General features: G+C 64.2%; 24 protein-coding genes. 15 read left to right on the top strand and 9 right to left on the bottom strand.

Features of this window, described 5'->3' with window-relative positions:
• The first annotated feature begins 7 nt into the window (after window positions 1–7).
• From FJ977_RS13010 to FJ977_RS12985, 6 genes are all read left to right on the top strand, one after another.
• A complete protein-coding gene (locus tag FJ977_RS13010; protein ID WP_140771952.1) occupies window positions 8–319 on the top strand; it encodes a sarcosine oxidase subunit delta in 312 nt (103 codons plus the stop codon).
• Window positions 316–3,324, top strand: a complete 3,009-nt coding sequence (locus tag FJ977_RS13005; protein ID WP_140771951.1) for a sarcosine oxidase subunit alpha — start codon at window positions 316–318, stop codon at window positions 3,322–3,324. The genes FJ977_RS13010 and FJ977_RS13005 overlap by 4 nt, the downstream gene beginning before the upstream one ends.
• Entirely contained in the window at window positions 3,317–3,901 is a 585-nt protein-coding gene (locus FJ977_RS13000; protein ID WP_140771949.1) for a sarcosine oxidase subunit gamma, read from the top strand. Before FJ977_RS13005 ends, FJ977_RS13000 begins: the two co-directional genes overlap by 8 nt.
• Window positions 3,902–3,960: 59 nt before the next feature.
• Window positions 3,961–4,194, top strand: a complete 234-nt coding sequence (locus tag FJ977_RS12995) for a hypothetical protein (protein ID WP_140771947.1) — start codon at window positions 3,961–3,963, stop codon at window positions 4,192–4,194.
• 78 nt (window positions 4,195–4,272) lie between these two features.
• Entirely contained in the window at window positions 4,273–5,058 is a 786-nt protein-coding gene (locus FJ977_RS12990; RefSeq protein ID WP_140771946.1) for a ThuA domain-containing protein, read from the top strand.
• On the top strand, window positions 5,058–6,107 hold the full coding sequence (locus FJ977_RS12985; protein ID WP_140771944.1) for a Gfo/Idh/MocA family oxidoreductase: 1,050 nt from the start codon (window positions 5,058–5,060) through the stop codon (window positions 6,105–6,107). The genes FJ977_RS12990 and FJ977_RS12985 overlap by 1 nt, the downstream gene beginning before the upstream one ends.
• Window positions 6,108–6,238: 131 nt before the next feature.
• Here the strand turns inward: FJ977_RS12985 and FJ977_RS12980 are convergent, their stop codons facing one another.
• From FJ977_RS12980 to FJ977_RS12955, 6 genes are all read right to left on the bottom strand, one after another.
• On the bottom strand, window positions 6,239–6,487 hold the full coding sequence (locus FJ977_RS12980) for a DUF680 domain-containing protein (RefSeq protein WP_140771942.1): 249 nt from the start codon (window positions 6,485–6,487) through the stop codon (window positions 6,239–6,241).
• Between the two features lie 188 nt (window positions 6,488–6,675).
• Window positions 6,676–7,320, bottom strand: coding sequence for a TetR/AcrR family transcriptional regulator (locus tag FJ977_RS12975; protein WP_140771940.1), 645 nt, complete (start codon window positions 7,318–7,320; stop codon window positions 6,676–6,678).
• Window positions 7,321–7,412: 92 nt separating this feature from the next.
• Window positions 7,413–8,189 (bottom strand): SDR family oxidoreductase, encoded by a 777-nt coding sequence (locus tag FJ977_RS12970; protein ID WP_140772783.1) that lies wholly within the window; start codon window positions 8,187–8,189, stop codon window positions 7,413–7,415.
• A gap of 12 nt (window positions 8,190–8,201) precedes the next feature.
• The gene (locus FJ977_RS12965) at window positions 8,202–9,236 is read right to left on the bottom strand and encodes a phosphotransferase family protein (RefSeq protein WP_140771938.1); all 1,035 of its coding nucleotides are present in this window, start codon (window positions 9,234–9,236) and stop codon (window positions 8,202–8,204) included.
• Window positions 9,233–9,718 (bottom strand): MaoC family dehydratase, encoded by a 486-nt coding sequence (locus FJ977_RS12960; RefSeq protein WP_281406818.1) that lies wholly within the window; start codon window positions 9,716–9,718, stop codon window positions 9,233–9,235. The genes FJ977_RS12965 and FJ977_RS12960 overlap by 4 nt, the downstream gene beginning before the upstream one ends.
• 39 nt (window positions 9,719–9,757) lie before the next feature.
• Complete coding sequence (locus tag FJ977_RS12955) at window positions 9,758–10,573, bottom strand: SDR family oxidoreductase (RefSeq protein ID WP_140771936.1); 816 nt, start codon at window positions 10,571–10,573, stop codon at window positions 9,758–9,760.
• A gap of 120 nt (window positions 10,574–10,693) precedes the next feature.
• On the opposite strand from FJ977_RS12955, the gene FJ977_RS12950 reads away from it, so the two are divergent.
• The 6 genes from FJ977_RS12950 (at window position 10,694) to FJ977_RS12925 (ending at window position 16,640) form a co-directional block, all read left to right on the top strand.
• Window positions 10,694–11,935, top strand: a complete 1,242-nt coding sequence (locus FJ977_RS12950) for an acyl-CoA dehydrogenase family protein (protein ID WP_140771935.1) — start codon at window positions 10,694–10,696, stop codon at window positions 11,933–11,935.
• A 52-nt stretch (window positions 11,936–11,987) separates the two neighbouring features.
• Window positions 11,988–13,025, top strand: coding sequence for a zinc-binding dehydrogenase (locus tag FJ977_RS12945; RefSeq protein WP_140771933.1), 1,038 nt, complete (start codon window positions 11,988–11,990; stop codon window positions 13,023–13,025).
• A gap of 220 nt (window positions 13,026–13,245) precedes the next feature.
• A complete protein-coding gene (locus FJ977_RS12940) occupies window positions 13,246–14,442 on the top strand; it encodes a glycosyltransferase family 87 protein (RefSeq protein WP_140771932.1) in 1,197 nt (398 codons plus the stop codon).
• Window positions 14,435–15,421 carry a glycosyltransferase family 2 protein gene (locus FJ977_RS12935; protein ID WP_140771930.1) on the top strand — a complete coding sequence of 329 codons (987 nt, stop codon included), beginning with the start codon at window positions 14,435–14,437 and terminating at the stop codon, window positions 15,419–15,421. Before FJ977_RS12940 ends, FJ977_RS12935 begins: the two co-directional genes overlap by 8 nt.
• The gene (locus FJ977_RS12930; RefSeq protein WP_140771928.1) at window positions 15,418–16,233 is read left to right on the top strand and encodes a ChbG/HpnK family deacetylase; all 816 of its coding nucleotides are present in this window, start codon (window positions 15,418–15,420) and stop codon (window positions 16,231–16,233) included. The genes FJ977_RS12935 and FJ977_RS12930 overlap by 4 nt, the downstream gene beginning before the upstream one ends.
• Complete coding sequence (locus tag FJ977_RS12925) at window positions 16,230–16,640, top strand: GtrA family protein (RefSeq protein ID WP_140771927.1); 411 nt, start codon at window positions 16,230–16,232, stop codon at window positions 16,638–16,640. Before FJ977_RS12930 ends, FJ977_RS12925 begins: the two co-directional genes overlap by 4 nt.
• Before the next feature lie 63 nt (window positions 16,641–16,703).
• Here the strand turns inward: FJ977_RS12925 and FJ977_RS12920 are convergent, their stop codons facing one another.
• From FJ977_RS12920 to FJ977_RS12910, 3 genes are all read right to left on the bottom strand, one after another.
• Entirely contained in the window at window positions 16,704–19,835 is a 3,132-nt protein-coding gene (locus FJ977_RS12920; RefSeq protein ID WP_140771925.1) for an efflux RND transporter permease subunit, read from the bottom strand.
• The gene (locus tag FJ977_RS12915) at window positions 19,832–20,992 is read right to left on the bottom strand and encodes an efflux RND transporter periplasmic adaptor subunit (RefSeq protein WP_140771923.1); all 1,161 of its coding nucleotides are present in this window, start codon (window positions 20,990–20,992) and stop codon (window positions 19,832–19,834) included. The genes FJ977_RS12920 and FJ977_RS12915 overlap by 4 nt, the downstream gene beginning before the upstream one ends.
• Window positions 20,993–21,176: 184 nt before the next feature.
• Window positions 21,177–22,004: a MurR/RpiR family transcriptional regulator gene (locus FJ977_RS12910; RefSeq protein ID WP_135881356.1), complete on the bottom strand. Its 828-nt coding sequence runs from the start codon at window positions 22,002–22,004 to the stop codon at window positions 21,177–21,179.
• 136 nt (window positions 22,005–22,140) lie between these two features.
• Between FJ977_RS12910 and FJ977_RS12905 the strand changes: the two genes are divergently transcribed.
• The 3 genes from FJ977_RS12905 to FJ977_RS12895 all read left to right on the top strand — a co-directional run bounded on the left by FJ977_RS12905 (window position 22,141) and on the right by FJ977_RS12895 (window position 25,998).
• Entirely contained in the window at window positions 22,141–22,959 is an 819-nt protein-coding gene (locus FJ977_RS12905; protein WP_140771921.1) for an N-formylglutamate amidohydrolase, read from the top strand.
• Between the two features lie 21 nt (window positions 22,960–22,980).
• Complete coding sequence (locus tag FJ977_RS12900) at window positions 22,981–24,540, top strand: amino acid permease (RefSeq protein WP_140771919.1); 1,560 nt, start codon at window positions 22,981–22,983, stop codon at window positions 24,538–24,540.
• 87 nt (window positions 24,541–24,627) lie between these two features.
• The gene (locus FJ977_RS12895) at window positions 24,628–25,998 is read left to right on the top strand and encodes a glutamine synthetase family protein (RefSeq protein WP_056577936.1); all 1,371 of its coding nucleotides are present in this window, start codon (window positions 24,628–24,630) and stop codon (window positions 25,996–25,998) included.
• The last annotated feature ends 86 nt before the right edge of the window (window positions 25,999–26,084 follow it).

The following is a 26,084-nucleotide window of genomic DNA, read 5'->3' as shown; positions in this document are numbered from 1 at the left end:
GAACAGAATGCTTCTCATCCGCTGCCCCTATTGCGAGGAAGAGCGCCCGGAACTCGAATTCCGCAACGCCGGCGAGGCGCATATAGCGCGCTCAGCCAACATGGCCGGCGAGAGCGACGACGACTTCGAGAAATTCTTCTTCATCCGCTCGAACCCCAAGGGCATCATCTATGAACGCTGGCGGCACATGCATGGCTGCGCGCGCTTCTTCAATGCCGTGCGCGACACCGTCACCGACAAGTTCATCATGACTTACAAGGCCGGCGAACCCAAACCCGCCAAGCTGCCCAAAAACTCCAACGAAGTGGTTGCCAAATGAGCGGCGCGTTCCGCATTCCGGGCGCCGGTCGCCTCAGCCAGGCCAAGACGGCGCGGTTCAGCTTCGACGGCCAGTCCCATACCGGCATCGAGGGTGATACGCTGGCGTCGGCACTGCTTGCCAATGGCGTGCATCTGGTCGGCCGCTCGTTCAAGTATCACCGCCCGCGCGGCTTCCTGTCGGCCGGCGCGGAAGAGCCCAACGCACTGGTGCAGATCGTGCGGGACGATGCGCGCAAGACGCCGAACGTGCGCGCCACCGTGCAGGAACTCTATGACGGGCTCGCCGCCAACTCGCAGAACCGCTGGCCGTCGCTGTCCTTCGACGTCGGCGCGGTCAACGACCTGGCGTCGCCGCTATTTTCGGCCGGCTTCTACTACAAGACCTTCATGTGGCCGAAAGCGGCCTGGAAGAGCCTTTACGAGCCCAAGATCCGCGAAGCCGCCGGTCTTGGTGTTTCCCCGGACAAGCCTGATCCCGACCATTATTCCTCGCGCTACGCGCATTGCGACGTGCTGGTGCTGGGCGGTGGTGCCGCCGGCATCGCTGCGGCATTGGCCGCGGCCGAAACCGGCGTGCGCGTCATCCTGGCCGACGAGCAAGCCGATTTCGGCGGCAGCCTGCGTTTCGAGACCGGCGCGAAGATCGACGGACAGAACGGTTTTGCCTGGGCTCAAGCGGCGGTGGCGAAGCTCGCCACCATGGACAATGTCCGCGTGCTCTCGCGCACGACGGCCTTTGGCTACTACGCGCAGAATTTCGTCGGCCTGGTCGAGCGCGTCAGTGATCACCTGAAAGCCCCCGGCCATGACCTGCCGCGCGAGCGGCTGTGGCAGATCCGTGCCAAGCGCGTCGTGCTGGCCTCCGGCGCCATCGAGCGCCATATGGTGTTCGCCAACAATGACCGGCCGGGTATCATGCTGGCGGGCGCGGCGCGCATTTTCCTCAACCATTATGGCGTCGCGGTCGGCAGGAATGTCGGCGTCTACACCGCCAATGATTCAGCCTATGCGGCGGCGATCGACCTCAAGAAGGCCGGCGTCAACGTCGCGGCGATCGTCGATCTGCGCGACAACCCGACTGGGCCGGTGATCGACGAGGCGCGGGCGCTTGGCATCGAGATCAATTTCGGCCGCGCCGTGATCCGCGCCGGCGGCAAATTGCGCGTGTCGTCGATGACGGTGCAGCCGAAGAATGGTGGCGGCGAGCGTACCATTCCCGTCGATGCGATCCTGATGTCGGCCGGTTGGACACCGTCGGTGCATCTGTTCTCGCAGTCGCGCGGCAAGGTTGCCTTCAACGACGAGACCAAGCGCTTCGTGCCCGGCACCTATGCGCAGGACTGCGTCTCGGTCGGCGCCTGCAATGGCACGGATGGGCTGGCTGCGACGGTGGACGAGGCCTATGCCGCCGGTGCTAAGGCGGCGAAGGATGCCAATGCCAGGGATTATGGTGCGAAGACTGCCAAGGGCACCAAGCCGAAGGTCGATGCCTCGGAGAGCTGGTCGCGCGGCATGCTGGGTGCCGCACCCGGCGCCGGGCCGGACACGACGGTGAAGGCGTTCGTCGATTTCCAGAACGATGTCACCGCCAAGGACATACGCCAGGCGGTGCATGAAGGCATGCGCTCGATCGAGCACGTCAAGCGCTTCACCACCAATGGCATGGCCACCGATCAGGGCAAGACCTCCAACATGCATGGCCTGGCCATTGCCGCCGAGACGCTGGGCAAGCCGATCCCCGAAGTCGGCCTGACCACCTTCCGTGCGCCCTATACGCCGGTCACTTTCGGCGCGATCGTCAGCCATGCGCGCGGTCCGCTGTTCGATCCGACACGCAAGACGGCGACGCATCCGTGGGCCGAAGCGCAAGGCGCCGTGTTCGAGGATGTCGGCCAGTGGAAGCGCGCCTGGTATTTACCCAAGGCGGGCGAGGACATGCATGCGGCGGTCGACCGCGAGTGCGTCGCGGTCCGCACGACGGCAGGCCTGTTCGACGCCTCGACGCTCGGCAAGATCGAGGTGGTCGGGCCGGATGCGGCGAAGTTCATGGAGCTGCTCTACACCAATCCGTGGGAGAAGCTGGAGCCCGGCCGTTGCCGCTACGGCATCATGCTGCGCGAGGACGGCTTCATCTATGATGACGGTGTCGTCGGCAGGCTGGCGCCGGACCGCTTCCATGTGACGACGACGACGGGCGGGGCGCCGCGCGTCATGAACCATATGGAAGACTATCTCCAGACCGAGTTCCCGCACTTGAATGTCTGGCTGACTTCGATCACCGAACAGTGGGCGGTCATCGCGGTGCAGGGTCCCAAGTCGCGCGACATCATCGCGCCGCTGGTCGAAGGCATCGACATGTCGGACGAGGCGCTGCCGCATATGTCAGTGCGCGAAGGCAAGATCTGCGGCGTGCCGACAAGGCTGTTCCGCATGTCGTTCACCGGCGAGCGCGGCTTCGAGGTCAATGTGCCGGCCGACTATGGCCAGGCCGTGTGGGAGGCGCTGTGGGCCGAGGGCCAGAAACATGGCGCTGCCGCCTACGGCACGGAGTCCATGCACGTTCTGCGCGCTGAGAAGGGCTACATCATCGTCGGCCAGGATACGGACGGTACGGTGACGCCGAACGATGCCGGTCTCGACTGGGCGGTCGGCAAGAAGAAGGCCGACTTCGTCGGCATCAGGGGCATGGCGCGGCCGGACCTGGTCGCCAAGGGACGCAAGCAGCTGGTCGGCCTGAAAACCAAGGATCCCAAGGTGGTGCTGGAAGAGGGGGCGCAGATCGTCGAGGATCCCAAGCAGGCGATCCCGATGAAGATGATCGGCCATGTCACCTCCAGCTACTGGTCGCAGAATTGCGGCCGCTCGATCGCGCTGGCGCTGGTCGCCGGCGGTCGCGAACGCATGGGCGATACGCTCTACGTGCCGATGCCGAACGGGGTGATCGAAGTGGAGGTTACCGGCATGGTGTTCTTCGACGAGACGGGAGGCCGCCTCAATGGCTAAGGCTGCTGCAAAGAAGACGGCTGCGGCCGCATCGCCTTCGGTGGACCGCCGCCCGGCATTGGCCGGCCGCGCCACATCGGGGGCCGGCGTGAAGGTTGAAGTGCTGCCGCCGGCCGAGCGTATCTCGCTGCGTGCGCCGGAAGCTTCGGTCGCCGCGCTTTCCAAGGCGCTTGGCCTGGCCTTGCCGAAGAAGCCGAAAACTTCCGTCTCTAAGGGCGGGCGCGCCGCGCTGTGGCTCGGCCCTGACGAGTGGCTGGTGATCGACGAGGCTGGCAACGATCCACTCGCTGATTGCGCAGGGGTTGCCGCGCTGCATTCGGCGGTCGGCATCTCGCACCGCAACATCGCGATATCCGTCGCCGGCCCGGCGGCCGAAACCACGATCAATTCGGGCTGCCCGCAGGATCTGTCGCTCGAAGCCTTCCCGGTCGGGGCGGCCTCGCGCACCATCCTGGGCAAGGCCGAGATCGTGCTGTTGCGCACCGCCGATGATACCTTCCGGGTCGAGTGCTGGCGTTCCTTCTCGGACTATGTCTTTACTTTCCTCTCCGAGGGAGCCCGCGACGCGGCTGGCTGACCCCGGAACGTTTGCCGCCCGCGTCCGTTGTGCGGCGACAGCTCGAGGGAGAAACGCCGATGCCGTCGAAGTCCGCGCCGAAGTCGCCGCAGTCCAAAGCCAAGACCGCGGCGGTCCGCTCGCTCGAACATGAGCGGCGTGAGGCCGACGCCGAAGAGGAACTCGAGGAAGGCCTGGAGGATACTTTCCCCGCCAGCGATCCGGTGTCGATCACCAGTTCGGCTATCCCCGGCGCGCCCGCCAAGCCCGGCAAGGCCAAGACCGTGCCTGGCCGGAAAACCCGCAAGCCCTGATTTTCCGTAATTTTGGTCGCTAGGCATCTTCCCAATGCCTCCGCAGATGCGATATTCAAAGCGCTTTGGAGAGGACTAATGCTGATAAAAGCTGTTGTCTGGGGCGAGAACGTCCATGAGCAGACCAATGCCGCCGTGCGCGACCTCTATCCATTGACCATGCATGGCACGATTGCCGCGGCGCTCAACCAGGACCAGGGCATCGAGGCGACCACCGCAACTCTGCAGGAACCCGAACACGGTTTGAGCGAGAAGCGCCTCGCCGCCACCGATGTGCTTTTATGGTGGGGGCATGCCGCGCATGGCGAGGTCAAGGACGAGATCGTCGAGCGGGTGCAGAAGCGGGTCTGGGAAGGAATGGGGCTGATCGTGCTGCATTCCGGCCATTACTCGAAGATATTCAAGCGGCTGATGGGCACGCCCTGTTCGCTGAAATGGCGCGAGGCGGGCGAACGCGAGCGCGTCTGGGCGATCAACCGCGGCCACCCGATCGCGCAAGGCATCGGCGAATGCCTGGAGATCGGCGAAACGGAAATGTATGGCGAGCCGTTCGCGGTGCCGGAGCCGCTGGAGACGGTGTTCATCTCCTGGTACGAGGGCGGCGAGGTGTTCCGGTCCGGGCTGACCTACCAGCGCGGCGCGGGCCGCATCTTCTATTTCTCGCCCGGCCACGAGACCTATCCGATCTATCACAACGGGGGCGTGCAGCAGGTGCTGCGTAACGCCGTGCACTGGGCGCACAATCCGGCGCCCGCATGGTCGGGCATCACCAATGCGCCCAACGTGCCGACGGACAAGGCCAAGGAGAAGATCGTGCAGAAGGGCCTGCGCCTGCATGCCGATGGCGACAAGGGCCTCAACTGATGCATCGACTTCTTCTGCTCGGCACCGGCGGCATTGCCGGGCATCATGTCGAGGAGTTCGCAACGTTACCCGGCTGCATCATCGTCGCCTGCGTCGATCAGGTGCCGGGCCGCGCGGCTGCATTCGCGGCCGCCAACAGGATCGGCGACTTTTTCGAGAGCCTGGAGGCGGCGATCGCCTGGGGCGCGTTCGACGCCGCCATCAACGCGACGCCGGACGGTGTGCACAAGGCAACGACGCTGGCGCTGCTGGCCGCCGGCAAGCATGTCTTCTGCGAAAAGCCGCTGGCGCCCAACCATGCCGACGCGCTGGCGATGACGGAAGCGGCCGAAGCGGCCGGCGTCATCAACATGGTCAACCTGACCTATCGCAATTCGCCGGCGATCCAGGAAGCGCGGCGCATGGTGCAGGCCGGGAAGATCGGCGCGTTGCGTCATGTCGAGGCGAGCTACCGGCAGAGTTGGCTGGTCAGCAAATCCTGGGGTGACTGGCGGGTCGAGGACAAATGGCTGTGGCGCCTGTCGAGCCGGCACGGTTCGACCGGCGTGCTGGGCGATGTCGGCATCCACATCCTCGACTTCGCCACCTATGGCGCCGCTCAGGATATCGTCAGCCTGCATGCCGATCTGGTGACGTTTCCGAAGGCAGAAGGCGACCAGATCGGTGACTACGTACTCGACGCCAATGACAGCGTGGCGATGACGGCGCGGCTGACGTCCGGCGCACTCGCCACGATCGTTGCGAGCCGCTACACGACAGGCCATGCCAATGATCTGTCGCTGGCGCTGCACGGCACCAACGGGGCCATCAAGGTCGAGACCGACGGCAAAGCATCGAGCCTGTCCGCGTGCCTTGGCGCGGATGTCGACGAGCAGCGCTGGCGGACGCTGGCGCCGCCTGACGTCAAGCGCAACGCCCGGCGCTTCGCCGATGCGCTGGATAGCCGGCAGAACGGCGATCCGTCCTTCCGGCGCGCCGCCGACATGCAGAGGCTGATCGACGCCGCCTTCGAGAGTTCAGTTGCCAAGCTGCCGATTGCAACAGGCTGACATGGCCGCCCGGCCGGCTTGCGCCGGCCAGGCGCGTTTCGGCGTAACTTCTTGTTTGGAAGCAATTCCCAAGGGCAAGCGCTACGCGCTTGTCCCGTGAAAACCGCTGCACACTTTCCCTGGAGTTGCTCTTAGAACGCGCTAGGCACGATCCAGGGATTGATGCTGATGCCGAGGCGCGGGCCCTTGCCTTCGGCCTTGTTTTCCGTGGCGGCCTTCTTCTCGACCGAGCCGGTCGATGCGCAATCGAGCTTCACATTGGTCTTGGTGTCGACGCAGGTCGCGGCCGGCAGGTGCTTGACCGGCTGGGTGGCACCGGCGGCGAAGGCCGATCCGGAAAGGGCCAGCACTGCGGCGAGGGTGAGGAGTGCCTTTTTCATCGTCAGTCTCCGATTTCGACGGTTGAATTTTTTTCGTACATGTACGGTATTACGTACAAATACGACCGCCGATCGCGAAGTGCAAGTCAAGATCGTACGCGTACGATAAATTTTTTGTTAACCAAGAATCTGCCCTCGGTTTGGTTCGAAAGGGTGGCGAGGAAGCGTGAAAACGAAGCAGATGTCGTTCAGCAGTTGACCGGTGCGTCGGTCAATGGCGGCACGTTCTGCGTGCTGAGTGCGGCCAGTTGGAAATCGCACATGCGTTTCACGAAAGCATGCGGGTCGCCGAAGGGATAGAAGGGAAAGGTGATCAGCAGCGAGATCGTGCCGTGGCCGACCGCCCACAGCATGGTGGCGATGGCGCGCGGATCGCCTTGCAATTTTCCGGCGGCGACGCAGGCTTCGACCCGCGTGATCAGCACCTTCATCGCCGGGTTGGCCTCGTGCATTTCTTGAAAACTCCGACCTTCCGGCGGCCTGGTCTTTTCGGTCATGAAAACGGTGCGGTATTCATTGGGATTGCCGAGCCCGAAGGCGGCATATTCGGTCATCACCGCCTGCAAGGCCTCGATCGGATCGTCGGACGGATGCTCCTCGATGCGGCGGGCAAGCGTTTCGAAGGCGTCCTCTGCCAGCGCGAACAGGATGTCCTGCTTGTCGGCGAAGTAGGAATAGACCGACATCGGCGCATAGCCGACCCGCTTGGCCAGCTTGCGAATGGTCAGGCCTTCATAGCCTTCTTCCTGGACAAGCTTGTGCGCGGCCTCGACCAGTTCGGAGCGCAGCTCGGCCTTTTGTTTTTCGCGGCGTGTCTGGACGCTCGGCGGCAAGATCCCGTGCCTTCGTTGGGTTGGTGCGTGGCTAAATTATATACGCTGTACGGAAACGGACAAGGGCGTCGCAGGTTCCCAAACGGCAGGCGTCAGATGGCACCGACACCGCCGTCGACGGCCAGTGCATGGCCGGTCATGAACGAGTTGGCCGGGTCGGCGGCGAACAGGATGGCGGTGGTGATTTCGTCGACCTCGGCCACGCGCCGCATCGGTACGCCGCGTGTCAGCTCGGCCAGGGCTTCCGCCTCCGATGCGCCGGAGACGCGCACGAAACTGTCCACCATCGCCGTCCTTGTATGCGCCGGGCAGATGGCGTTGATGCGCAAGCCCTTGCTGGCATATTCGATTGCCGCCGAGCGGGTCAGGCCGACGACGCCATGCTTGGCGGCGGCGTAGATCGAGAGTTTCGGCGCGCCGGACAGGCCGGCGGCCGAGGCGATGTTGACGATGGCGCCGCCCCTGGCCGTAGACCTGAACTGTCGTTCCATCTGCGGGATCTGGTGCTTCATGGCGTAGAAGACGCCAAGCAGGTCGATCTCCAGCACGCGGCGGGCTTCGTCCGACGGCACCTGTGGCAGGCGCACGAAACTCTGGACGATGCCGGCATTGTTGACGGCGACATCCAGCCGGCCGAATTTCTCGACCGCCAGCCCGACCAGATCCTCGGACAGTTTCTCGTCCGCGATGTTGCCGGCCAGGATCGCCGTTTCGGACGGCAAGGTCGCGGCAAGATCGGCGAGCGCCCTTTCGTCGATGTCCGACAGCACCAGCCGCGCTCCCTCGGCGGCAAAGCCTTTCGCGGCACCACGGCCGAGCCCGCCGGCGGCACCCGTGATCAGCACCGTTGCTCCGTCAAAGCGGCCCATCATGGCACCCCATCATCTCTGCTTGTCGATCAGTTCCGCGGCGAGACGCGAAAGCAGCTTCACCGCCTCGCCATAGGTCCTGGCCTTTTCGGGGTTGGAGGCATTGCCATCCAGCGCGCGCCTGTAGACGCCCTGGCAGATCGCCGCCAACCGGAAGAAGGAGAAAGCGAGGAAGAAGGTCCAGTTGCCGATGCCATCCAGCCCGCGCCGGCGGCAATAGGCGGCGACATAGGCCTCTTCGGAGGGGAGCCCGAGCGCGGCGCGGTCGATACCGCCCAGGCCGCGAAAGCCGGAAGCATGCGGCAGACGCCATTGCATGCATTGATAGGCGATGTCGGCGAAGGGATGGCCTGACGTCGACAGTTCCCAGTCGAGCACCGCCAGAACCCTTGGCTGGTCCGGCGCGAAGATCAGATTGTCCAGCCGGTAGTCGCCATGCACCAGAGAGACACGGCCGTCATCCGCGGGCATGTGCGTCTCCAGCCAGGCAATCAGCCGGTCCATGTCGGCAATGGTGCCGGTCTCCGAGGCACGATACTGGCTGGTCCAGCGTGCCAGCTGCCGTTCGAAATAATTGCCCGGCCTGCCGAAATCGGCGAGACCCACGGCCTCGACCTCGACATCGTGCAGGGCCGCGAGCGTGGAGTTCATGGCGTCGTAGATCGCGGCGCGCTCATCATTGTCGCGCGCTTCAGGCAGCGCCGGATCCCAGAAGATGCGGCCGTCGAGGAAATCCATGACGTAGAACATGCGGCCGATCGGCGAGTCCTCCGCCGACAGATGCAGCATTTCGGGTACCGGCACGGCGGTGACGGCCAGCGCCTTCATCACGCGGAATTCGCGGTCGACCTGATGCGCCGATTTCAGCAATTGCCCGGGCGGCTTGGCACGCAGCACGTAGCGGCCGCTGGCCGCCGTCAGGAGATAGGTCGGGTTGGACTGGCCGGATTTGAACTTTTCGATTGACGCGAGCCCGCAAAAGCCCGGGATTTCCGCCTCGAGATAAGGCGCAAGCGCTGCCTGGTCGAGCGCGTTGGCGTCGCTCATGCGGTCTCGGGCTGGCGTTCGATCAGGGTCAGCGTCAGCCAGCGAGCGGTCAGCGCCGGCTTCTTCGAGCCCTCGATCTCGATCGTCACGTCGTGCGCCGTCTGCACCCAACCCGAGGGTCTCACCTTGACATTGGCCAGCACGAAACGGGTGCGGATGCGCGCGCCGGTCTTCACCGGGGCCAGGAAGCGCAGCGAATCGAAGCCATGGTTGACGCCCATCTTGCCGTTTTCCAGCGGCGGCATGGTCTCGAAGGTCATCGCCGAAAGCAGCGACAGCGACAGGAAGCCATGCGCAATGGTGCCGCCGAAAGGCGTTTCGCGCTTGGCCCGCTCGGGGTCGCAGTGGATGAACTGGTGGTCATCGGTGGCGTCGGCGAACTGGTCGATCATGCGTTGCGTGACCACCCGCCACGGTGAGACGCCGACTTCCTTGCCGACACTGGCCAGAAGCACATCGAGACTGATTGGTTCCACGCTCATGTCCTCCAGTTCACCTCCGGCTTCTGCGGCCGGAAAATGTCATTCCTTGAACAAGGTCAATCCATGCTGCACCGACTGCCCGCCGTCGATCGGCAGGATGGCGCCGGTGACATAGCTGCCTGCACGGCTGCACAAATAGAGTGTTGCGCCGGCAATGTCATCCGGTGCGCCGATACGGCCGATCGGAACGTGGCCGCCGACATGGCTGGCCTGTTCATCCGTGCCGGTGGCGAAAGCCGTCATGCGGCTCTGGAAGGGGCCGGGGGCAAAGGCGTTGACGGTGATGCGGCGGGCGGCGAACTCGAGCGCGAGCGTACGCGTCAGGTGATGCACCGCCGCCTTGGACGCCGTGTAGGAATAGGCATCGTCGGCCAGCGGCTGCGTGCCCATCACCGAACCCAGATTGATCACCCGGGCCGGATCGCTATCGCTGGCGGCGGCTTCGAGCAGCGGCAGCAATTCGCGCGTCAGATGAAAGACCGCGGTGACATTGACGCCGAAAACCTTCGCCCATGCCGAATAAGGGAAACTTTCCAGCGGCGCGCCCCAGGAAACGCCGGCATTGTTGATCAGAATATCGAGTTTTCCGGTCCGCGCCTTGACCTCGGCGACGAGTGCGGCGATGCCGGCCTCACTTGAGACGTCGCCGGCAAAGCCCTCGGCCTGGCCCGGTGCGCCAAGCTCGTTCAGTTCGGCGGCGACCTTGATGCAATCCTCACCCTTGCGCGAAGCGATCATCACGCTGGCGCCGGCTCTCACCAACGCGGTTGCCGCCATGCGGCCGATGCCCGTTGCCGCTCCCGTTACCAGAGCCGTCTTGCCGGCCACAGAAAACAGCTCGTCGAGATAGGCCATTCCAATCCTCCACGCTTCGCCTCGTCGTCGGGCAAAGAGTTCGCGTTGACAAGGCTATCCGAAGTACGGTCATCCTTGCCACGGGTAAAATGCCCGGCCTGCATGAAGGGTTAGCGACCGATGACGGAGATGAATCTCGGCATGACCGAGCGGCTGAAGCCGATCCACGCACGCGTCGCGGCCATGGTGCGCGACGAGATCATGCCGCTCGACAAGGAATTCTTGGGCGAAGTGGGCAAGGCAGGCGACCGCTGGGTCTACAGCGCGCGCCAAAGCGAGATTCTCGAAGGGCTGAAGAAGACCGCAAGGGAGCGCGGCCTGTGGAATTTCTGGCTGACCGGCTCGGATCGCGGCTACGGTCTTTCCACTGTCGAATACGCCTATCTGGCCGAGGAGATGGGCAAGGCGCATTTGGGTGCCGAGACCTTCAACTGCTCGGCGCCCGACACCGGCAACATGGAAGTGCTGGAACGCTACGGTTCGGCCGACCACAAGAAAGCGTGGCTGGAACCGTTGCTCGAGGGCAAGATCCGCTCGGCCTATCTGATGACCGAACCGGACGTGGCGTCATCCGACGCCACCAACATTTCGATGCGCTGCGAGCGGCAGGGCGACGACTACGTCCTCAACGGCGAAAAGTGGTGGGCGTCAGGCGCCGGCGACCCGCGCTGCGCGATCTATATCGTCATGGTGCGGACCGGTGGTGACGAGGAACCGCAGCACCGCCGCCATTCGATGATCCTGGTGCCTTCGGATACAAAGGGCGTGACCAAGGTTCGCGCCATGCAGGTCTATGGCGACGATGATGCGCCCCATGGCCACATGCACCTTCGCTTCGACAATGTCCGGGTCCCGGCCTCGAACCTCATTCTTGGCGAGGGCAGGGGGTTCGAGATCGCGCAAGGACGGCTCGGCCCCGGCCGTATCCATCACTGCATGCGCGCCATCGGCCAGGCCGAGATGGCACTGGAGATGCTGTGCCAGCGTTCGGTGCGGCGAGAGGCCTTCGGCCAGCCCCTGGCGAAACTCGGCGCCAATTTCGACATCATCGCCGAATGCCGCATGGAAATCGAGATGGCCCGGCTGCTCTGCCTCAAGGCGGCGTGGATGATCGACCAGGGCGATGCGCGCGCGGCCGCCCCCTGGATCAGCCAGATCAAGGTCATCGCGCCGCGCGTCGCGCTGAGGATCACCGACGAGGCGGTGCAGATGTTCGGCGCGAAAGGCATAAGCCAGGACACGCCGCTGGCGCGCTCATGGACGCATCTGCGCACGCTGCGTCTCGCCGACGGCCCCGACGCCGTGCATCGCCGCCAGGTGGCGCGGACGGAGCTGAGGAAATACACGCAGGAGAAGATCTGAGCAGCTCGGCCGCCGCATTTGCGGATTTCGCCGACGAACAAGGAGTGTGACAATGACCATTCCCTCCGAAATGAAGGCGCTGCTCCTGGTCGGTGACGGCTACACCAGGACACCGAGCGGCAGCGTGCTCGAGGCGATGGAACCCTATCTCGAGCCGGGTAGCATCGCGGTGCCGGCGCCCGGACCGAGCCAGGTGCTGATCAAGGTCAGCCTTGCCTCGATCAATCCATCCGACGTCGCCTTCATCAAGGGCCAGTACGGCCAGCCGCGCGCCAAGGGCCGGCCGGCCGGCTTCGAGGGGGTCGGCACCATCGTCGCCGGTGGCGACGAGCCTTATCCGAAAAGCCTCGTCGGCAAGCGCGTCGCCTTCGCCACCGGCCTCAGCAACTGGGGCTCGTGGGCCGAATATGCCGTCGCCGAGGCAGCGGCCTGCATTCCGCTGCTCGACACGGTGCGCGATGAGGACGGCGCGGCGATGATCGTCAATCCGCTCACCGCGATCGCCATGTTCGACATCGTCAAACAGGAGGGCGAAAAGGCCTTCGTCATGACCGCCGGCGCCAGCCAGCTCTGCAAGCTGATCATCGGCCTCGCCAGGGAGGAAGGCTTCCGGCCTATCGTCACCGTGCGCCGCGACGAGCAGATCGCGCTGTTGAAGGAGATCGGCGCTGTCCATGTGCTCAACGAGAAGGCGCCGGATTTCGAGGCCACGCTGCGCGAGGTGATGAAGGCCGAACAGCCGCGAATCTTCCTCGATGCTGTCACCGGGCCGCTGGCTTCCGCCATCTTCAATGCCATGCCGAAACGGGCGCGCTGGATCATCTATGGCCGGCTCGACACGGACGCCACCGTCATCCGCGAGCCCGGCCAACTGATCTTCCAGCACAAGCATATCGAAGGCTTCTGGCTGAGCGAATGGATGCGGCAATTCAAGGAGCGGCGCGCTCCCGCGATCCTGGAAGCGCAGAAGCGGTTTTCCGACGGACGCTGGTCGACCGACGTCACGGCCGTCGTGCCGCTCGCCGAGGCAATCGCGCGGGTGCCGGCGGAACTCGCCAAGCCTAACGGCAAGGTTTTCATCCGGCCTTGATGCCGTTCGAAGGCGTGCGAAAGCGCGAAAAAGAAGGCTTTCTGAACACCTTTCCCAGCGAGATCGTTGCCATGCCCGACCATCCGCGACGTCCCGCGAAGTTGATGGCCGCGTCTTTCAGCCCCCTATGCCGTGCAGCTTTGTCCGTGATATGCCGCCGCCATCGAATGCCGGGACGGTGCTGGACTGAGCCTGTCCCGGATGTTGTTGGGGTGTCTTGATGACGATGTCCAAGCCGGTTTTCGACCGTTTGGGATTTGGCCTGTGGATCGGAGCGTTCCTGGTCGTTCTTGTCCTGGTCTTGTGGTCACCCCATACGCGGACGGTCTGGCAAGCCTATATAGACGGCAGCGAGGCGCTGCTGGCCCGCCGGCCGCTCTACAATATCCAGTCCGAGATGGGATATCTCTATGCGCCGGCCTTTGCCGCGCTCTATGTTCCGGTGGTGAAGCTCGGCCCGCATCTGGGCGGCCTGGTGTGGCATACTATCGGTTTCGCGGCGCTGACCTTCGCCGCGATGCGGCAGGTGCGCAAACTCGGCGGCGGGGAATTGCCGTGGCTGCTTTCCTTCGGGCTGTTCCTTGCCCTGCCGATGGCTCTGGGTGCGATCCGTAACGGCCAGGCGACAATCCTTTTGACCGGTGCCTGCTGGCTTGTCACTTTGTCGGCGCTCGAAGGGCGGCGCGCCGAAACCTTCTTCTGGGCTTCGCTTGCCATCATAGCCAAACCGACCGCGATCATCATGCTCTTGCTGGTGGGAGCCCTGCGTTTCCGGCTGATACCGGTGCTCGTGCTGGCGGTACTGTTCGTGCTCGCCTTACCCTACGCTTTCGCGCCCGCCGGCTATCTCAACGACCAATATCGTGCTTTCGCCGGGATGCTGACCGCGATGGCGGTCGACAACACCAGCCATTTTGTCCCCACCGACTTCACGGCACCGTTCACCAAAATGGGGCTGCCCATCCCGGAATTCGGCGCCACGATCGTGCGCATCGTCATGGCCCTGTTTACGCTCTCAGCCGTCATCTGGTTTGACCGCAAGCTCGAACGCGGAACGGCTGGTCTCGCCATCTTCCTGACGGCGACGTTCTACATGTGCGTCTTCAACCCGCGCGTCGAGCCCAACACCTATGCCATGATCGCCGTGCCCGCCGGCCTCGCTATTGCCCTGTTGTGGCGCGAGGAACGAGGCGGCATGTTGGCCTCGGTGCTGTCCGTTATGCTGCTCCTGACAGGATTGACGGGCGTCGAGCGCCATATCCAGGATTTCACGTACCCCTGGTTCCGGCCGATCGCGGTCACCCTTATCGCCGGTTCCCTGATCTGGTGGTTTTGGGCGAGATCCGGTGACAAGGGGGCGCGAGACATGATGAGGCGAGACAAGGTGATGAATGAAAGGCCTGTCGCAAATGGCTGAGTCGCGGCCCGTTCTCGATATCGTGGCACCGTTCCTCAATGAGGCGCAATCGGCATCGGCTTTTGCCGCATTGCTCGACAAGCTTGAAGCCGCGGTAGCGCAGCGTTTCGGCATGGAACTCCACAAGATCCTGGTCGACGACGGCAGTCGCGACGATGGCGCCGAGCGGTTTTCGCGGGCGCTGTCGGGTTCCTGGGAGATCGTGCGGCTCAGCCGCAATTTCGGCAAGGAGGTCGCGGTGCTCGCCGGCCTCGACCGGTCGCGCGGCGACATGGCGCTGGTCATGGACGCCGACCTCCAGCATTCGATGGACACCAGCCTGAAGATGATCGCAGAGCTGGTGGAAAACCCCGATATCGATGTGGTCTACGCGCAGAACGACCGCCGCGAGGCGAGCTGGCGGCGCAGCCAGCTGGCGCGGCTTTTCTACAGCCTGATCAACAGCAGCCAGCGTTTCGACATTCCCGAGAATGCGGGAGATTTTCGCGTCATGCGTGGTGCCGTGGTGCGCGCGCTGACGAGCCTGCGCGACAAGCGGCGCTTCAACAAGGGCCTGTTCGCCTGGGCCGGCTTCCGCCAGAAAGCCATACAATATTCGCCGGAGAACCGTGTCACCGGGACGTCGAAATGGAGTCGGCTCAACCTGATCGCCTTCTCGCTGGAAGGGTTTACCTCCTTTTCCGTCATTCCGTTGCGCATCATCAGCCTGAGCGGGATGCTGGCGGCGTTGGCGGGCCTCGTCTACGGAGCCAAGGTCTTCTTCGAGGTGATGTTCTACGGCATCGCCGTCCCCGGCTATCCCAGCCTTATGGTCGCCGTCGTCCTGCTCGGCGGCCTCAACCTCACCTTGCTTGGCCTGATTGGCGAATATGTCTGGGTCACGCTCTCGGAAAGCAAGGACCGGCCGGTCTATATCGTGCGCGATGTCATGCGCGGCGAGATGGCCCCCGACCGGCCGCCGGGCGCTTCCGGAACATGATGCGGCGCATCCGCCTGATCGCCGACGATTACGGCCTGGCGCCCGGCGTCTGCGCCGGGATACTCGACCTGCTCGATCGCGGCCGCCTGACCGGCACCAGCTGCATGACCGGCTTTCCGGAATGGCCTGACGCGGCGGCGCGTATCAAGCCGCTGTGCGGCCGCGCGGCGGTCGGTCTGCACCTGACCCTTACCGACCAGCCGGCCATCACCGGCCGGTCGAGCCTGGCGCCGGAAGGCCGGCTGCCGCCGCTGCGTTCGCTGGCATTGCCGGTCCTGCGCGGCCGCGTCGACGCGTGGGACGTCCATGCCGAACTCGATGCGCAGTACAACCGCTTCGTCGAGGCGTTGGGCCGCCAGCCTGACTTCATAGACGGGCACCAGCACGTGCATTTCCTGCCGGCCGTGCGCGCATGGCTGCGGGCACGTTTTTCCGAAGGCGCCAGGCCGGCGTTGCGCGGTGCTCCGGCGATTGGCAAGGCCGCCGTGGCGCCTAAAGTCGCGGCAATCGCTGCCCTGGCCGCCGGCTTCAACCGGTCGATGGCGCGGGCCGGCTTCATCATCTTCGAGCCGCTCGCCGGCATCTACGATTGGCGGCAACCCGAGAGATTTGCTCCGGTTCTGCAAGCTGCCGTCGAAGCAATGCCGCAACGGGGCCTGTTCATGTGCCATCCCGGCCACGTCGACGAGACGCTGCGGGCACGCGACCCGATGCAAAGCGTGCGCGAGGTGGAATTCTCGGTCCTGGCTTCGGACGCTCTCGGCGCGAGCCTGGCCCGCGCCGGTGTCGAGATCATGGACGGCAAGGGATGAGCGGCGCGGAGCAGCCCCGCCGTTCGACCGGCAGCAAGATCGTGCGCTTTGCCATTGTCGGGCTGGCGAACACGGCCATCGACCTTGCCGGCTTTTTCCTGCTGCTCAAGCTGCATGTCCCGCCGCTGCCGGCCAATGTCGTCTCATGGTCCATCGCCGTCGTCTTCTCTTTCGTGGCCAATGGCTTCTGGTCGTTCGAGCGCAACCACGCCATCCGGCTGCATGACGCTTTCCTGCGTTTCGTCTCGCTTGGGGCGCTGATTTCGCTCGGCGTTTCCAGCCTGTCGATCGCACTCTTCGCCGGCATCGCCGGTGTGTGGCCGGCGAAGATCGGCGGCGTCATCGTGGCGGCAGTGCTGAATTTCCTCGCCGCGCGCTGGTCGATCGAAGGCCGGCTGCTGAAATAGCGGCCCTGTCTTGTCTGACGAAGCCGCGGGCGGAAAACAGCCATCCCGCTTCCCGGATATTGCCTACTCCGCCGGCTCCATATTGGTGTAGGCGGCTTCCTCGAGCTCACGCTTGAGGCGTGCCTCCTCATGGGTCTTCGGGGTGACGAAGCGGCCAAGCAGGAGGTAGGCGACGGGCGTCAGGAACAGCGTCGAGATGGTGGCCAGCCCCAACCCGCCGACGATCACCCAGCCGAGCGCCACGCGCGCCTCGGCACCGGCGCCGGCGGCCAGCACCAGCGGCACGCCGCCAAGTATGGTGCAGATCATCGTCATCATCACCGGCCGCAAGCGAATGGTCGAAGCCTGCTCGATCGCTTCGCGCACGCCGAGCCCACGGTCGCGCAGCTGGTTGGCGAATTCGACGATCAGGATGCCGTTCTTGGCCATGACGCCGACCAGCAGCACCAGGCCGATCTGGCTGTAGGCGTTGAGGCTGGTGCCGGACAAGAGCAAGGCAAAGATCGCACAGGCGAGGCCGAGCGGCACCGTCGCCATGATGATGACGGCGCTGACGAAGCTTTCGAACTGCGCGGCCAGCACCAGAAGGATGATGACCAGCGCGAAGCCGAAGATGGTGACCATGGCGCTGTTGGTCTCGCCCAGCGTCGCGGCTTCGGCCAGCGGCAGGATGCGGCTGCCCGGCGGCAGCAGCGGCGTGGCGATCTCCTCGGCGCGGGTCAGCGCGTCGCCAAGCGCGAAATTGCCCGAGAGGTTGGACGTGATGGCCACCGATGGCTGCTGCTGCTCGCGCGACAGAGACGGCGGCACGGCGCGTTCGGTCAGCTTGGCGATGGTCGACATCGGCACGAAGCGGCCGTCGCCCGTCTTGAGGAAGACGTTTTCCAGATCGGTCGGATCGTTGATCGGGTTGGTGGTGGAGACCAGTTTCACGCCATAGCTGCGGTCGGCGATGTAGACATCGACGACATCATTGCCGTCGAGCATGGCCTGCATCGTGTTGGCGAGCCCCGTAATGTCGATGCCGAGATCGGAGGCGCGCTCGCGGTCGATGGCGACGGCCAGCTGCGGCTGCGTCGGGTCGATCGACAGGCGCGGCGTCTGGAAGCGCGGGTCCTTCTGCATCTCGCCGATGATCTTCACCGCCGCGTCGCCAAGCGCCTTGCGGTCGTTGCCGACCAGCGCGAACTGCAGGCCGTTGCCGGCGCCTCGGATGCCAAGGCTGTTGGGCTGCACCGGGAAGATGCGCACGCTCGGCACCTGCTTGGTCAGCTGGCTGATCTCGGCCATGATCTCCTGCTGGCTGCGGCTGCGCTCGTTCCAAGGGGCGAGCGTCATCACCATGAAGCCGGAATTGTAGGAACCGTTCTGGCCGGCATTCTCGAAGGTTGAGCGGATCTCGCCGGAATCGCGCATCGGCTGGATCAGCTTCTCGATCTTCTGCATCTGCTGCGTCGTGTAGTCGAGGCTGACGCCTTGAGGGGCATTGATGCGCAACAGCACCGCCGCGCGGTCCTCGGTTGGTGTCAGTTCCTGGCGGATGGTGCCGAACAAAGTGAAGGCGGTGCCGGCAAACAGCACAGCGACCAGAACCACGATCCAGGGCGCGTCGAGGCAGGCGTGCAGCGCGCGCTTGTAGGCGGCATTCAGCGCACCGCCGATACGGGCGCCGATGCCCTGGCCGCCTTCATGGTGAAGCGATGCGTTTGTCAGCATGCGCGAGGCGAGCATCGGGCAAAGCGTCAGCGCCACCACGCAGGACAGGAGCACCGACATGGCAAGCACGAAGCCGAATTCGCGGAACAGGCCGCCCGTCTGGCCCGGCAGGAACGAGATCGGCACGAAGACGGCAACCAGCGTCAACGTCGTGGCGACGACGGCGAAGAACACCTCCTGGGCGCCGAGCACGGCGGCGGCGCGTGGTCCCATGCCTTCGTTGCGCCGTCGCACGATATTTTCCAGAACGACGATGGCATCGTCGACGACAAGGCCCGTGGCCAGCACCAGGGCGAGCAGCGTCAGGATGTTGACCGAGAAGCCGGCTAGATAGATGGCGGCGATGGTGCCGATCATGGCGACCGGCATCGACAGGCCCGGGATCAGCGTCGCGCGCCAGTCGAGCAGGAAGACGTAGATGACGATTAGCACCATGGTGACCGACAGGCCAAGCGCGATCTCGACCTCGTGCACGGCGCCCTTGACGAAGACGGCGTCGTCACTGGTGATCTTGATCGCCATGCCCTTGGGCAGGTTCTCCTGCAGTTTGGCGACGGCAGCCTGGACGCCGGTCGAAATATCAAGCGTGTTCGATTCCGCCTGGCGGATGATGCCGATACCGATGCCGGTCTTGCCATCGGAACGCAGCGTGGTCTGGCCGACATCGGGGCCGAGCGTGACAGTGGCGACATCGCGGATGCGCGTCGTGCCGCCGATGATGATGTTTTCGAATTCCTCGGGCGTGGTCACGTCGGCGGTGGTGCGGACGATCAGGTCCTGGTTGGTCGTGGTGATCGAACCGGCGGGCGAATCGAAAGCAACCGAGGCAAGGGCTGCCCTGAGATCGGCCACGGTGAAGCCGAGGCTGGCGAGCTTGTTCTGGTCGACGTCGATGCGGAAGATCTTGTCGCGGTCGCCATAGACCTGGACGTCGGCGACGCCAGGCACGGCGGCCAGTTCATCCTCGATCTGGTCCTGGACCACCACGGTCATGTCCTGGATCGACATGTTGTCCGAGGTCACCGCCAAGCGCATCACTGCATCGGAATTGGCATCGGCCTTGACGATGCGGGGCGGATCGGCCGTGTCCGGCATCTGGTTGGCGACGCGGCCAACGGCATCGCGCACGTCGGAGGCGGCGACATTGAGGTCGACACCATCGTTGAACTCGATGGTGACACGGCTCGAGCCGAAGGAGGAGGAAGAAGAGATCGACTTGACGCCGGAGACACGGGCGACGGCGCCCTCGATCGTGTCGGTCAGTTCGCGGTCGACGGTCTCGGCGGCCGCACCCTCGAAAGTGGTCGAAACGGTGACCACCGCGCGGTCGACATCGGGCAATTCACGGATTTCGACGCCGTAAAAGGCCGCGAGACCGGCAACCGCGATAAGCACGTTGAGCACGAAGGCCATGACCGGCCTGCGAATGAACAGGGCGGTGAAGCCGGTATCGCTGGCGGCGTTGGCGGATCCGGTCATGAGCCTTCGGCGGTGTTGGCGGCGCGCTGTTCCTGGCCGGCGATGCGGACCTCACCGCCTTCGCTGACGCTCTGGGTGCCTTCGGTGACCACCATGTCGCCGCTGTCGATCTCCGCGTCGATCAGAACGGTCTCGGTGTTGCGCTGGATGATGCGCACCGGCACGCGTTTGGCCTTGCCGTCCTCGATCTGCCAGACATAGGCGCCGTCCGACCCCCACAGGATCGCCAGCGGGCTGACGGCCGGATAGGTCTCACCGGGGAATTTCATGGTGATGGAGAACGACATGCCGGCGCGCAGCGAATCGGCGGGATTGGCTATCTTGGCCTTGACCAGCAGCGTGCGGCTCTTCTCGTCGATGTGGTTGTCGATGGCCGAAACCGTGCCGGTATAGGCGTTGCTGGGATTGGCGATCGGCGTCGCGGTCAATTGAGCGCCGACCTTGACGGCGGCGGCGAAGCGCTCGGGCACCTGGAAATCCACCAGGATCGAGGAGCGGTCGTCGAGGGTGGCGATCGCCGACTGGTTGGTCACATAGTTGCCGGCCGATATCGGCAGGATGCCGACGGTGCCGGCGATCGGTGCCAGGATGGAGCGGCGCTGCAGCGCAAGCTCGGCGTCCTGGAGCGCCAGCTTGGCATTCGACAAGGTCACCTCGGCGTCGGCCACCGCCACCGGGGTGGCGGCATTCGAGGCGCGCAGCGACTTGACGCGATCGAGCTTGGATTGCGCATCCTGCAAAGCGAGTTTCGCCCGGTTCTGGGCGATGACCTCGGTCTCGGAATCGAGCGTCGCGATGATCTGCCCCTTGTCGACATGGCTGCCGGACTCGACCAGCAGTTCGGCAAGGCGGCCGGAACTGTAGGGATTGACGGTCACCGAAGCGTTGGCGCGGCCGGTGCCGATCGCCTGCAGGCGATCGTTGATAACAGCCGAGGCGGCCGGCGATGCAACGATGGTGGCAATCTGGGCGCGGTTGCCCCCCGTCTGCCGGGAGCCACCTGCCGCCGTTTCCTTCGTTGGAGGTGTCGCGCCATAGGCCCAGTCGATACCCCAGCGCGCCAGCACTTGCGGAGCGCCGGGGTAGAAGCGCGCCCACGCGGCCGCGGCGGCGACCACGATCACAAACGCAAGGACAATCTGTTTCCAGCTCGGCATCGATACTCCAGCGGCAAGAATCGTCTGCCGGTTCCAGGTGGAAGCGGATGCAGCGACGATACGGGCTGGCAGCAAAAACCGGCCACGCCACACCCGATATCACCGGTTTATGGCAATTATCACGCAATCGTGCACATTAAATCTCGGTAACGTGAAATCCGCGGCGCCCGGTTGGAGCGGATGCCTAACGCAGGCCTTCCATCTCGCGGATGCGACGGGCACCGTCGGCTTCGAGCTGTCTTGTGACGGCGCCGATCAACGTTTCGGCGACGACGAAAAGTGCCGCCGAAGAATCCCATGCCGACGGCACGGCGGTTCGTCCGGCGATGACATGGCGGGCAAACCGGGCGATCGGCGACAGCCACTGATCGGTGAACAACACGATCTGGACGCCGCGCTGATGCGCCTTCTCGGCGAAGCGGACGAGACTGTCCTGGTAGCGCCTGATGTCGAAGATCACCAGCACGTCGCGCTTGCCCATGTCGATCAGCCGGTCGCGCCACATGCTCTCCTGGCCGGCGAGGTGAAAGACATCGGGCTGGATAACGGCAAGATGGGCGGCCATGTAACGCGCCAGCGGGTCGGTGAAGCGGCCGCCGATCAGAAATGTCTTGCCACGCCGATCGGCGAGCCGCGCCGCGATATCGGCAAGCTGCCTGTCGGAGAGGTGGCGGAAGGTCTCGCGCATATTGTCGAGCGTCGCTTCCAGCATCGGCGAGACCGTGCCGCCGCCGGGCGAGGGCGGGTTGAGGGTTCGTATTGCCGGCGATTGCAATTGCGCCGCCAGTTCGTCCTGCAGGGTCGACTGGAATTCCGGATAGTTCTGGAAGCCGAGCCGGGCCACGAAGCGCAGGATCGTTGGCGAGGAGACACCGGCCGCGGCCGAGAATTCGGCGACCGTCTTCAGGCCGATCATCGGATAGCTCGCAATCAGCGTCTGGGCCGCGCGCCGTTCGCCGGCCGGCATCGCGCCGATGCGGTCGGCGATCAGTTCGGCAATGCTGGAAATCATGTTTTCCCCCACCCGCTGGCCCTGCCCACGAGATCGCATTTGACAAAGCCGGGCAAACTGTATGAAATCATCCACAGGGACGCAATGAGGCAAAATACGTAACATACGATACAGCGCTCCCCGGGGACGGCAGACTATGGAGAAAGCACGGCCCGCCAGCCTTGCATCGTCTGATACCGTGGGGGTGACAAACCCTGGCGGATCAAGCCCCTTCGTGCTGACCTGCGATCACGCTTCCAATTTCCTGCCCGCCGAATTCGGTACGCTCGGCCTTGCCGCCGAGGACCTGTCCCGCCACATCGCCTGGGATCCCGGCGCGCTGCCGGTTGCACTGCGCATGGCGCAGGCCCTGGACGCGACGCTGGTCGAAACCAGAATCTCGCGCCTCGTCATCGACTGCAACCGGCCGCTCGATGCGCCGGACCTGGTGCCGCCGGTCAGCGAAACGACGGTCATTCCCGGCAATGCCGGCCTGACCGACAAGCAGCGCGCGGCGCGGGTCGCCCTGTCATGGCAGCCGTTTCACGGCGCCATCGAGCGCATCGTCGAGGAACGGCTGGCGCGCGGCCAGGAGACCCGGCTGGTTTCCGTGCATTCCTTCACGCCCGTCTACAAGGGCCGCAACCGGCCCTGGCATATCGGCATCATCCACGATGAGGACCGCCGGCTGGCCTCGCCGCTGATATCGGCGCTCGGGCGGCTTGCCGGCATTACCGTCGGCGTCAACGAACCCTATTCGCCAGCCGACCGCGTCTATTTCACGCTGGAACGGCATGCGCGCTCGCGCGGGCTGCCCTGCGCGATGATCGAAATCCGCAACGATGAAATCTCCGGCGAGACCGGGCAGCGGAAATGGGCGGATCTGCTCACGGGCATTTTTTCGGATCTGGAACCAGAGGAGGCCACGCGGCCCAGATCGCATTCAGTCAGAAAGTCAGTCCAATCGGCCAGCTGAAAAACAAACAGGGGACTTCCAATGGCAGCACCGGGTTATACAGACGTTGACAAGGCGGAGGACGTAAAGCACCTCCACAGCATGGGCTATGCCCAGGAACTGGAGCGGCGGCTCAGCCGCTTTTCGAATTTCGCGGTTTCCTTCTCGATTATCTGCATCCTGTCGGGCGGCATCAATTCGCTGGCGCAAGGCACCTCCGGTGCCGGCGGCATCGGCATCGGCATCGGCTGGCTGGTCGGCTGCTTCGTGTCGCTGACCTTCGCGGTCGCCATGTCGCAGATCAGCTCGGCCTATCCGACCGCCGGCGGGCTCTATCACTGGGGTTCGATCCTCGGCAATCGCGGCACCGGCTGGGTCACGGCCTGGCTTAACCTGCTGGGCCTGATCACCGTTCTCGGCGCCATCAATGTCGGCACCTGGACGTTCTTCATCGGCGCTTTCGGGCCGGCGCTGGGAATTGACGGCTCGCTGACCAACCAGATGATCTTCCTGGTCGTCATCACCGGCCTCCAGGCGCTGATCAACCATCTCGGCATCAAGCTGACGGCGAAGCTGACCGACTTCTCCGGTTATCTGATTTTCTTCGGCGCGATTCTGATCGCGGTGGTCTGCCTGATTTTCGCCGAGCATTGGGACGTCAGCCGTCTCTTCACCTTCCACAACTACTCCGGTGATGCAGGCGGCGGTGTCTGGCCGTCGGTGTCGAATGCCTGGGTGTTCGCGCTCGGCCTGTTGCTGCCGATCTACACGATCACCGGTTATGATGCTTCGGCGCATACATCGGAAGAAACCATCAAGGCGGCCTCTTCCGTGCCGCGCGCCATGGTCATGTCGGTCGTCTGGTCGGCCCTCTTCGGCTATCTGTTCCTCGCCGCTTTCGTGCTGATGATCCCGAACATGGACGATGCTGCCAAGCAGGGCTGGAACGTGTTCTTCTGGGCCTTCGACCAACGCGTTCCCTCCGGCCTCAAGGAGTTCGTCTATCTCGTCGTGTTCATCGCGCAGCTTCTGTGCGGTCTCGCCACCGTCACTTCGGCGTCGCGCATGATCTTCGCCTTCTCGCGTGACGGCGGCCTGCCCGGCTCGGCGACACTCGCCAAGGTCAGCCCGACCTACCGCACGCCGGTGGCGGCGATCTGGACGGCATCGATCCTGTCGGTGCTGTTCGTCTGGGGCTCGACGCTGGTTTCGGTCGCCGGCACCTCGGCCTATACCATCGTCGTGTCCTGCACCGTCATCTTCCTGTTCCTGTCCTTCACCGTGCCGATCGTGCTCGGGATGCTGGCCTGGGGCACGCCGAAGTGGGACAAGATGGGGCCGTGGAACATGGGGCGCGGCGTGTTCATGCTGTTCGCCTTCCTGTCGATCGTATCGATGATCCTGATCTTCATCATCGGCATCCAGCCGCCGAACGACTGGGCGCTCTACATCACCGTCGGCTTCTTCATTCTGACGGCGATCGTGTGGTTCGCCTTCGAACGCAACCGCTTCCAGGGGCCGCCGCTCGGCGACATCATCGCGGCGCGCCAGGCAGCGATCAAGGCGGCGGAACAGGCGGTCGGCGAAACCGGCGGTCACTGATCTCGACCATCAAGGCCATGGCCGGCATCGTGCCGGCCATGGTTTCGTTTATCCCTTTCAACGACCAAGCATTGGAGCGCCAAAGGAATGGCCGGAAATTTCTCGTTCGATCAGTTGAAGAAAGCGGTCTCCAGCGGCGAGATCGACACGGTGCTGGCCTGCATCGTCGACATGCAGGGGCGGCTGGCGGGAAAACGGTTCCTGGCGCAGTACTTCGTCGATTCCGCGCATGACGAAACGCATGGCTGCAACTATCTCCTGGCCGCCGACATCGATATGGAGCCGGTGCCCGGCTACAAGGCGGCGAGCTGGTCGAAGGGCTATGGCGATTTCGTCATGAAGCCGGACCTTGCCACGCTGCGGCGCATTCCGTGGCTGGAAAAGACCGCGCTGGTGATCTGTGACGTGCTTGACCACCACACCCATGACGACCTGCCGCATTCGCCGCGCGCGATCCTGAAGAAGCAGGTCAAGCGGCTGCAGGAGCGCGGCTATATCGGCTATTTCGCTTCCGAGCTCGAATTCTATCTGTTCAACGAGACCTACGATTCCGCTCGCAAGAAGCACTGGCAGGGCCTCGATACCGCTTCGCCCTATATCGGCGACTACCAGATCGGCATCACCACCAAGGAAGAAGGCGTCATGCGCCGGCTTCGCAACGAGATGGAAGCGGCCGGTATCCCGATCGAAAACTCCAAGGGCGAATGGGGCCCGGGCCAGGAAGAGATCAATGTGCGCTACGCCGAAGCGCTCGACATGGCCGACCGGCACGTCATCCTGAAGAACGGCGCCAAGGAGATCGCCGAGTCCGAAGGCAAGGCGATCTCGTTCATGTCCAAGTACAATTACGGGCTCGCCGGCAATTCCAGCCACATCCACAATTCGCTGTGGAGCGCCGACGGCAAGACGCCGCTGTTCTTCGACAAGAAGGCCGACTGGACGCTGTCGACGCTCGGCCAGCAATGGGCGGCCGGGCAACTGAAATATGCCAAGGAATTCACCTGGTTCCTGGCGCCCTACATCAACTCCTACAAGCGCTTCCAGGCCGGCACCTTCGCGCCGACCAAGATCATGTGGAGCGAGGACAACCGCACCGCCGGCTTCCGCCTGTGCGGCGAGGGCACCAAGGGCATCCGCATGGAATGCCGTATCGGCGGCGCCGACCTGAACCCCTACCTCGCCTTCGCGGCGCTGATCGCCGCCGGCCTTGCCGGCATCGATGAGAAGCTGGAGTTGCAGAAGCCTTTCGTCGGCGATGCCTATCAGGCATCTCGCTTGCCGGAGATCCCGAAGACGCTGCGCGACGCCACCGAGACGCTGGCCAAGTCGAAGATGCTGAAGCAGGCGCTCGGCGAAGATGTGCTCGAACATTATGTCCACACGGCAAAATGGGAGCAGTTCGAATACGACCGCCGCATTACGGATTGGGAACTGCACAGAGGGTTCGAGCGGTACTAGGGTAGCAGCCAACGCCTGGCGCTGCCCCTCACTCTTTCCCGGCGAGAATGGGAAAGGGTGCGCCAGCGTTGGAGCGCTTACCTTCC

This window comes from Mesorhizobium sp. B2-1-3A, assembly GCF_006442655.1.
Taxonomy (GTDB): Bacteria; Pseudomonadota; Alphaproteobacteria; order Rhizobiales; family Rhizobiaceae; genus Mesorhizobium.
The sequence above is the reverse complement of the archived record's forward strand: the minus strand, read 5'-3'. Positions and strand labels throughout refer to the sequence as shown.

Coding starts and splice junctions, on each gene's coding strand:
- FJ977_RS13010 (WP_140771952.1), top strand. CDS start 8: ATGCTTCTCATCCGCTGCCCCTATTGCGAGGAAGAGCGCCCGGAACTC.
- FJ977_RS13005 (WP_140771951.1), top strand. CDS start 316: ATGAGCGGCGCGTTCCGCATTCCGGGCGCCGGTCGCCTCAGCCAGGCC.
- FJ977_RS13000 (WP_140771949.1), top strand. CDS start 3,317: ATGGCTAAGGCTGCTGCAAAGAAGACGGCTGCGGCCGCATCGCCTTCG.
- FJ977_RS12995 (WP_140771947.1), top strand. CDS start 3,961: ATGCCGTCGAAGTCCGCGCCGAAGTCGCCGCAGTCCAAAGCCAAGACC.
- FJ977_RS12990 (WP_140771946.1), top strand. CDS start 4,273: ATGCTGATAAAAGCTGTTGTCTGGGGCGAGAACGTCCATGAGCAGACC.
- FJ977_RS12985 (WP_140771944.1), top strand. CDS start 5,058: ATGCATCGACTTCTTCTGCTCGGCACCGGCGGCATTGCCGGGCATCAT.
- FJ977_RS12980 (WP_140771942.1), bottom strand. CDS start 6,487: ATGAAAAAGGCACTCCTCACCCTCGCCGCAGTGCTGGCCCTTTCCGGA.
- FJ977_RS12970 (WP_140772783.1), bottom strand. CDS start 8,189: ATGGGCCGCTTTGACGGAGCAACGGTGCTGATCACGGGTGCCGCCGGC.
- FJ977_RS12965 (WP_140771938.1), bottom strand. CDS start 9,236: ATGAGCGACGCCAACGCGCTCGACCAGGCAGCGCTTGCGCCTTATCTC.
- FJ977_RS12960 (WP_281406818.1), bottom strand. CDS start 9,718: ATGAGCGTGGAACCAATCAGTCTCGATGTGCTTCTGGCCAGTGTCGGC.
- FJ977_RS12955 (WP_140771936.1), bottom strand. CDS start 10,573: ATGGCCTATCTCGACGAGCTGTTTTCTGTGGCCGGCAAGACGGCTCTG.
- FJ977_RS12950 (WP_140771935.1), top strand. CDS start 10,694: ATGACGGAGATGAATCTCGGCATGACCGAGCGGCTGAAGCCGATCCAC.
- FJ977_RS12945 (WP_140771933.1), top strand. CDS start 11,988: ATGACCATTCCCTCCGAAATGAAGGCGCTGCTCCTGGTCGGTGACGGC.
- FJ977_RS12940 (WP_140771932.1), top strand. CDS start 13,246: ATGACGATGTCCAAGCCGGTTTTCGACCGTTTGGGATTTGGCCTGTGG.
- FJ977_RS12935 (WP_140771930.1), top strand. CDS start 14,435: ATGGCTGAGTCGCGGCCCGTTCTCGATATCGTGGCACCGTTCCTCAAT.
- FJ977_RS12930 (WP_140771928.1), top strand. CDS start 15,418: ATGATGCGGCGCATCCGCCTGATCGCCGACGATTACGGCCTGGCGCCC.
- FJ977_RS12925 (WP_140771927.1), top strand. CDS start 16,230: ATGAGCGGCGCGGAGCAGCCCCGCCGTTCGACCGGCAGCAAGATCGTG.
- FJ977_RS12920 (WP_140771925.1), bottom strand. CDS start 19,835: ATGACCGGATCCGCCAACGCCGCCAGCGATACCGGCTTCACCGCCCTG.
- FJ977_RS12915 (WP_140771923.1), bottom strand. CDS start 20,992: ATGCCGAGCTGGAAACAGATTGTCCTTGCGTTTGTGATCGTGGTCGCC.
- FJ977_RS12910 (WP_135881356.1), bottom strand. CDS start 22,004: ATGATTTCCAGCATTGCCGAACTGATCGCCGACCGCATCGGCGCGATG.
- FJ977_RS12905 (WP_140771921.1), top strand. CDS start 22,141: ATGGAGAAAGCACGGCCCGCCAGCCTTGCATCGTCTGATACCGTGGGG.
- FJ977_RS12900 (WP_140771919.1), top strand. CDS start 22,981: ATGGCAGCACCGGGTTATACAGACGTTGACAAGGCGGAGGACGTAAAG.
- FJ977_RS12895 (WP_056577936.1), top strand. CDS start 24,628: ATGGCCGGAAATTTCTCGTTCGATCAGTTGAAGAAAGCGGTCTCCAGC.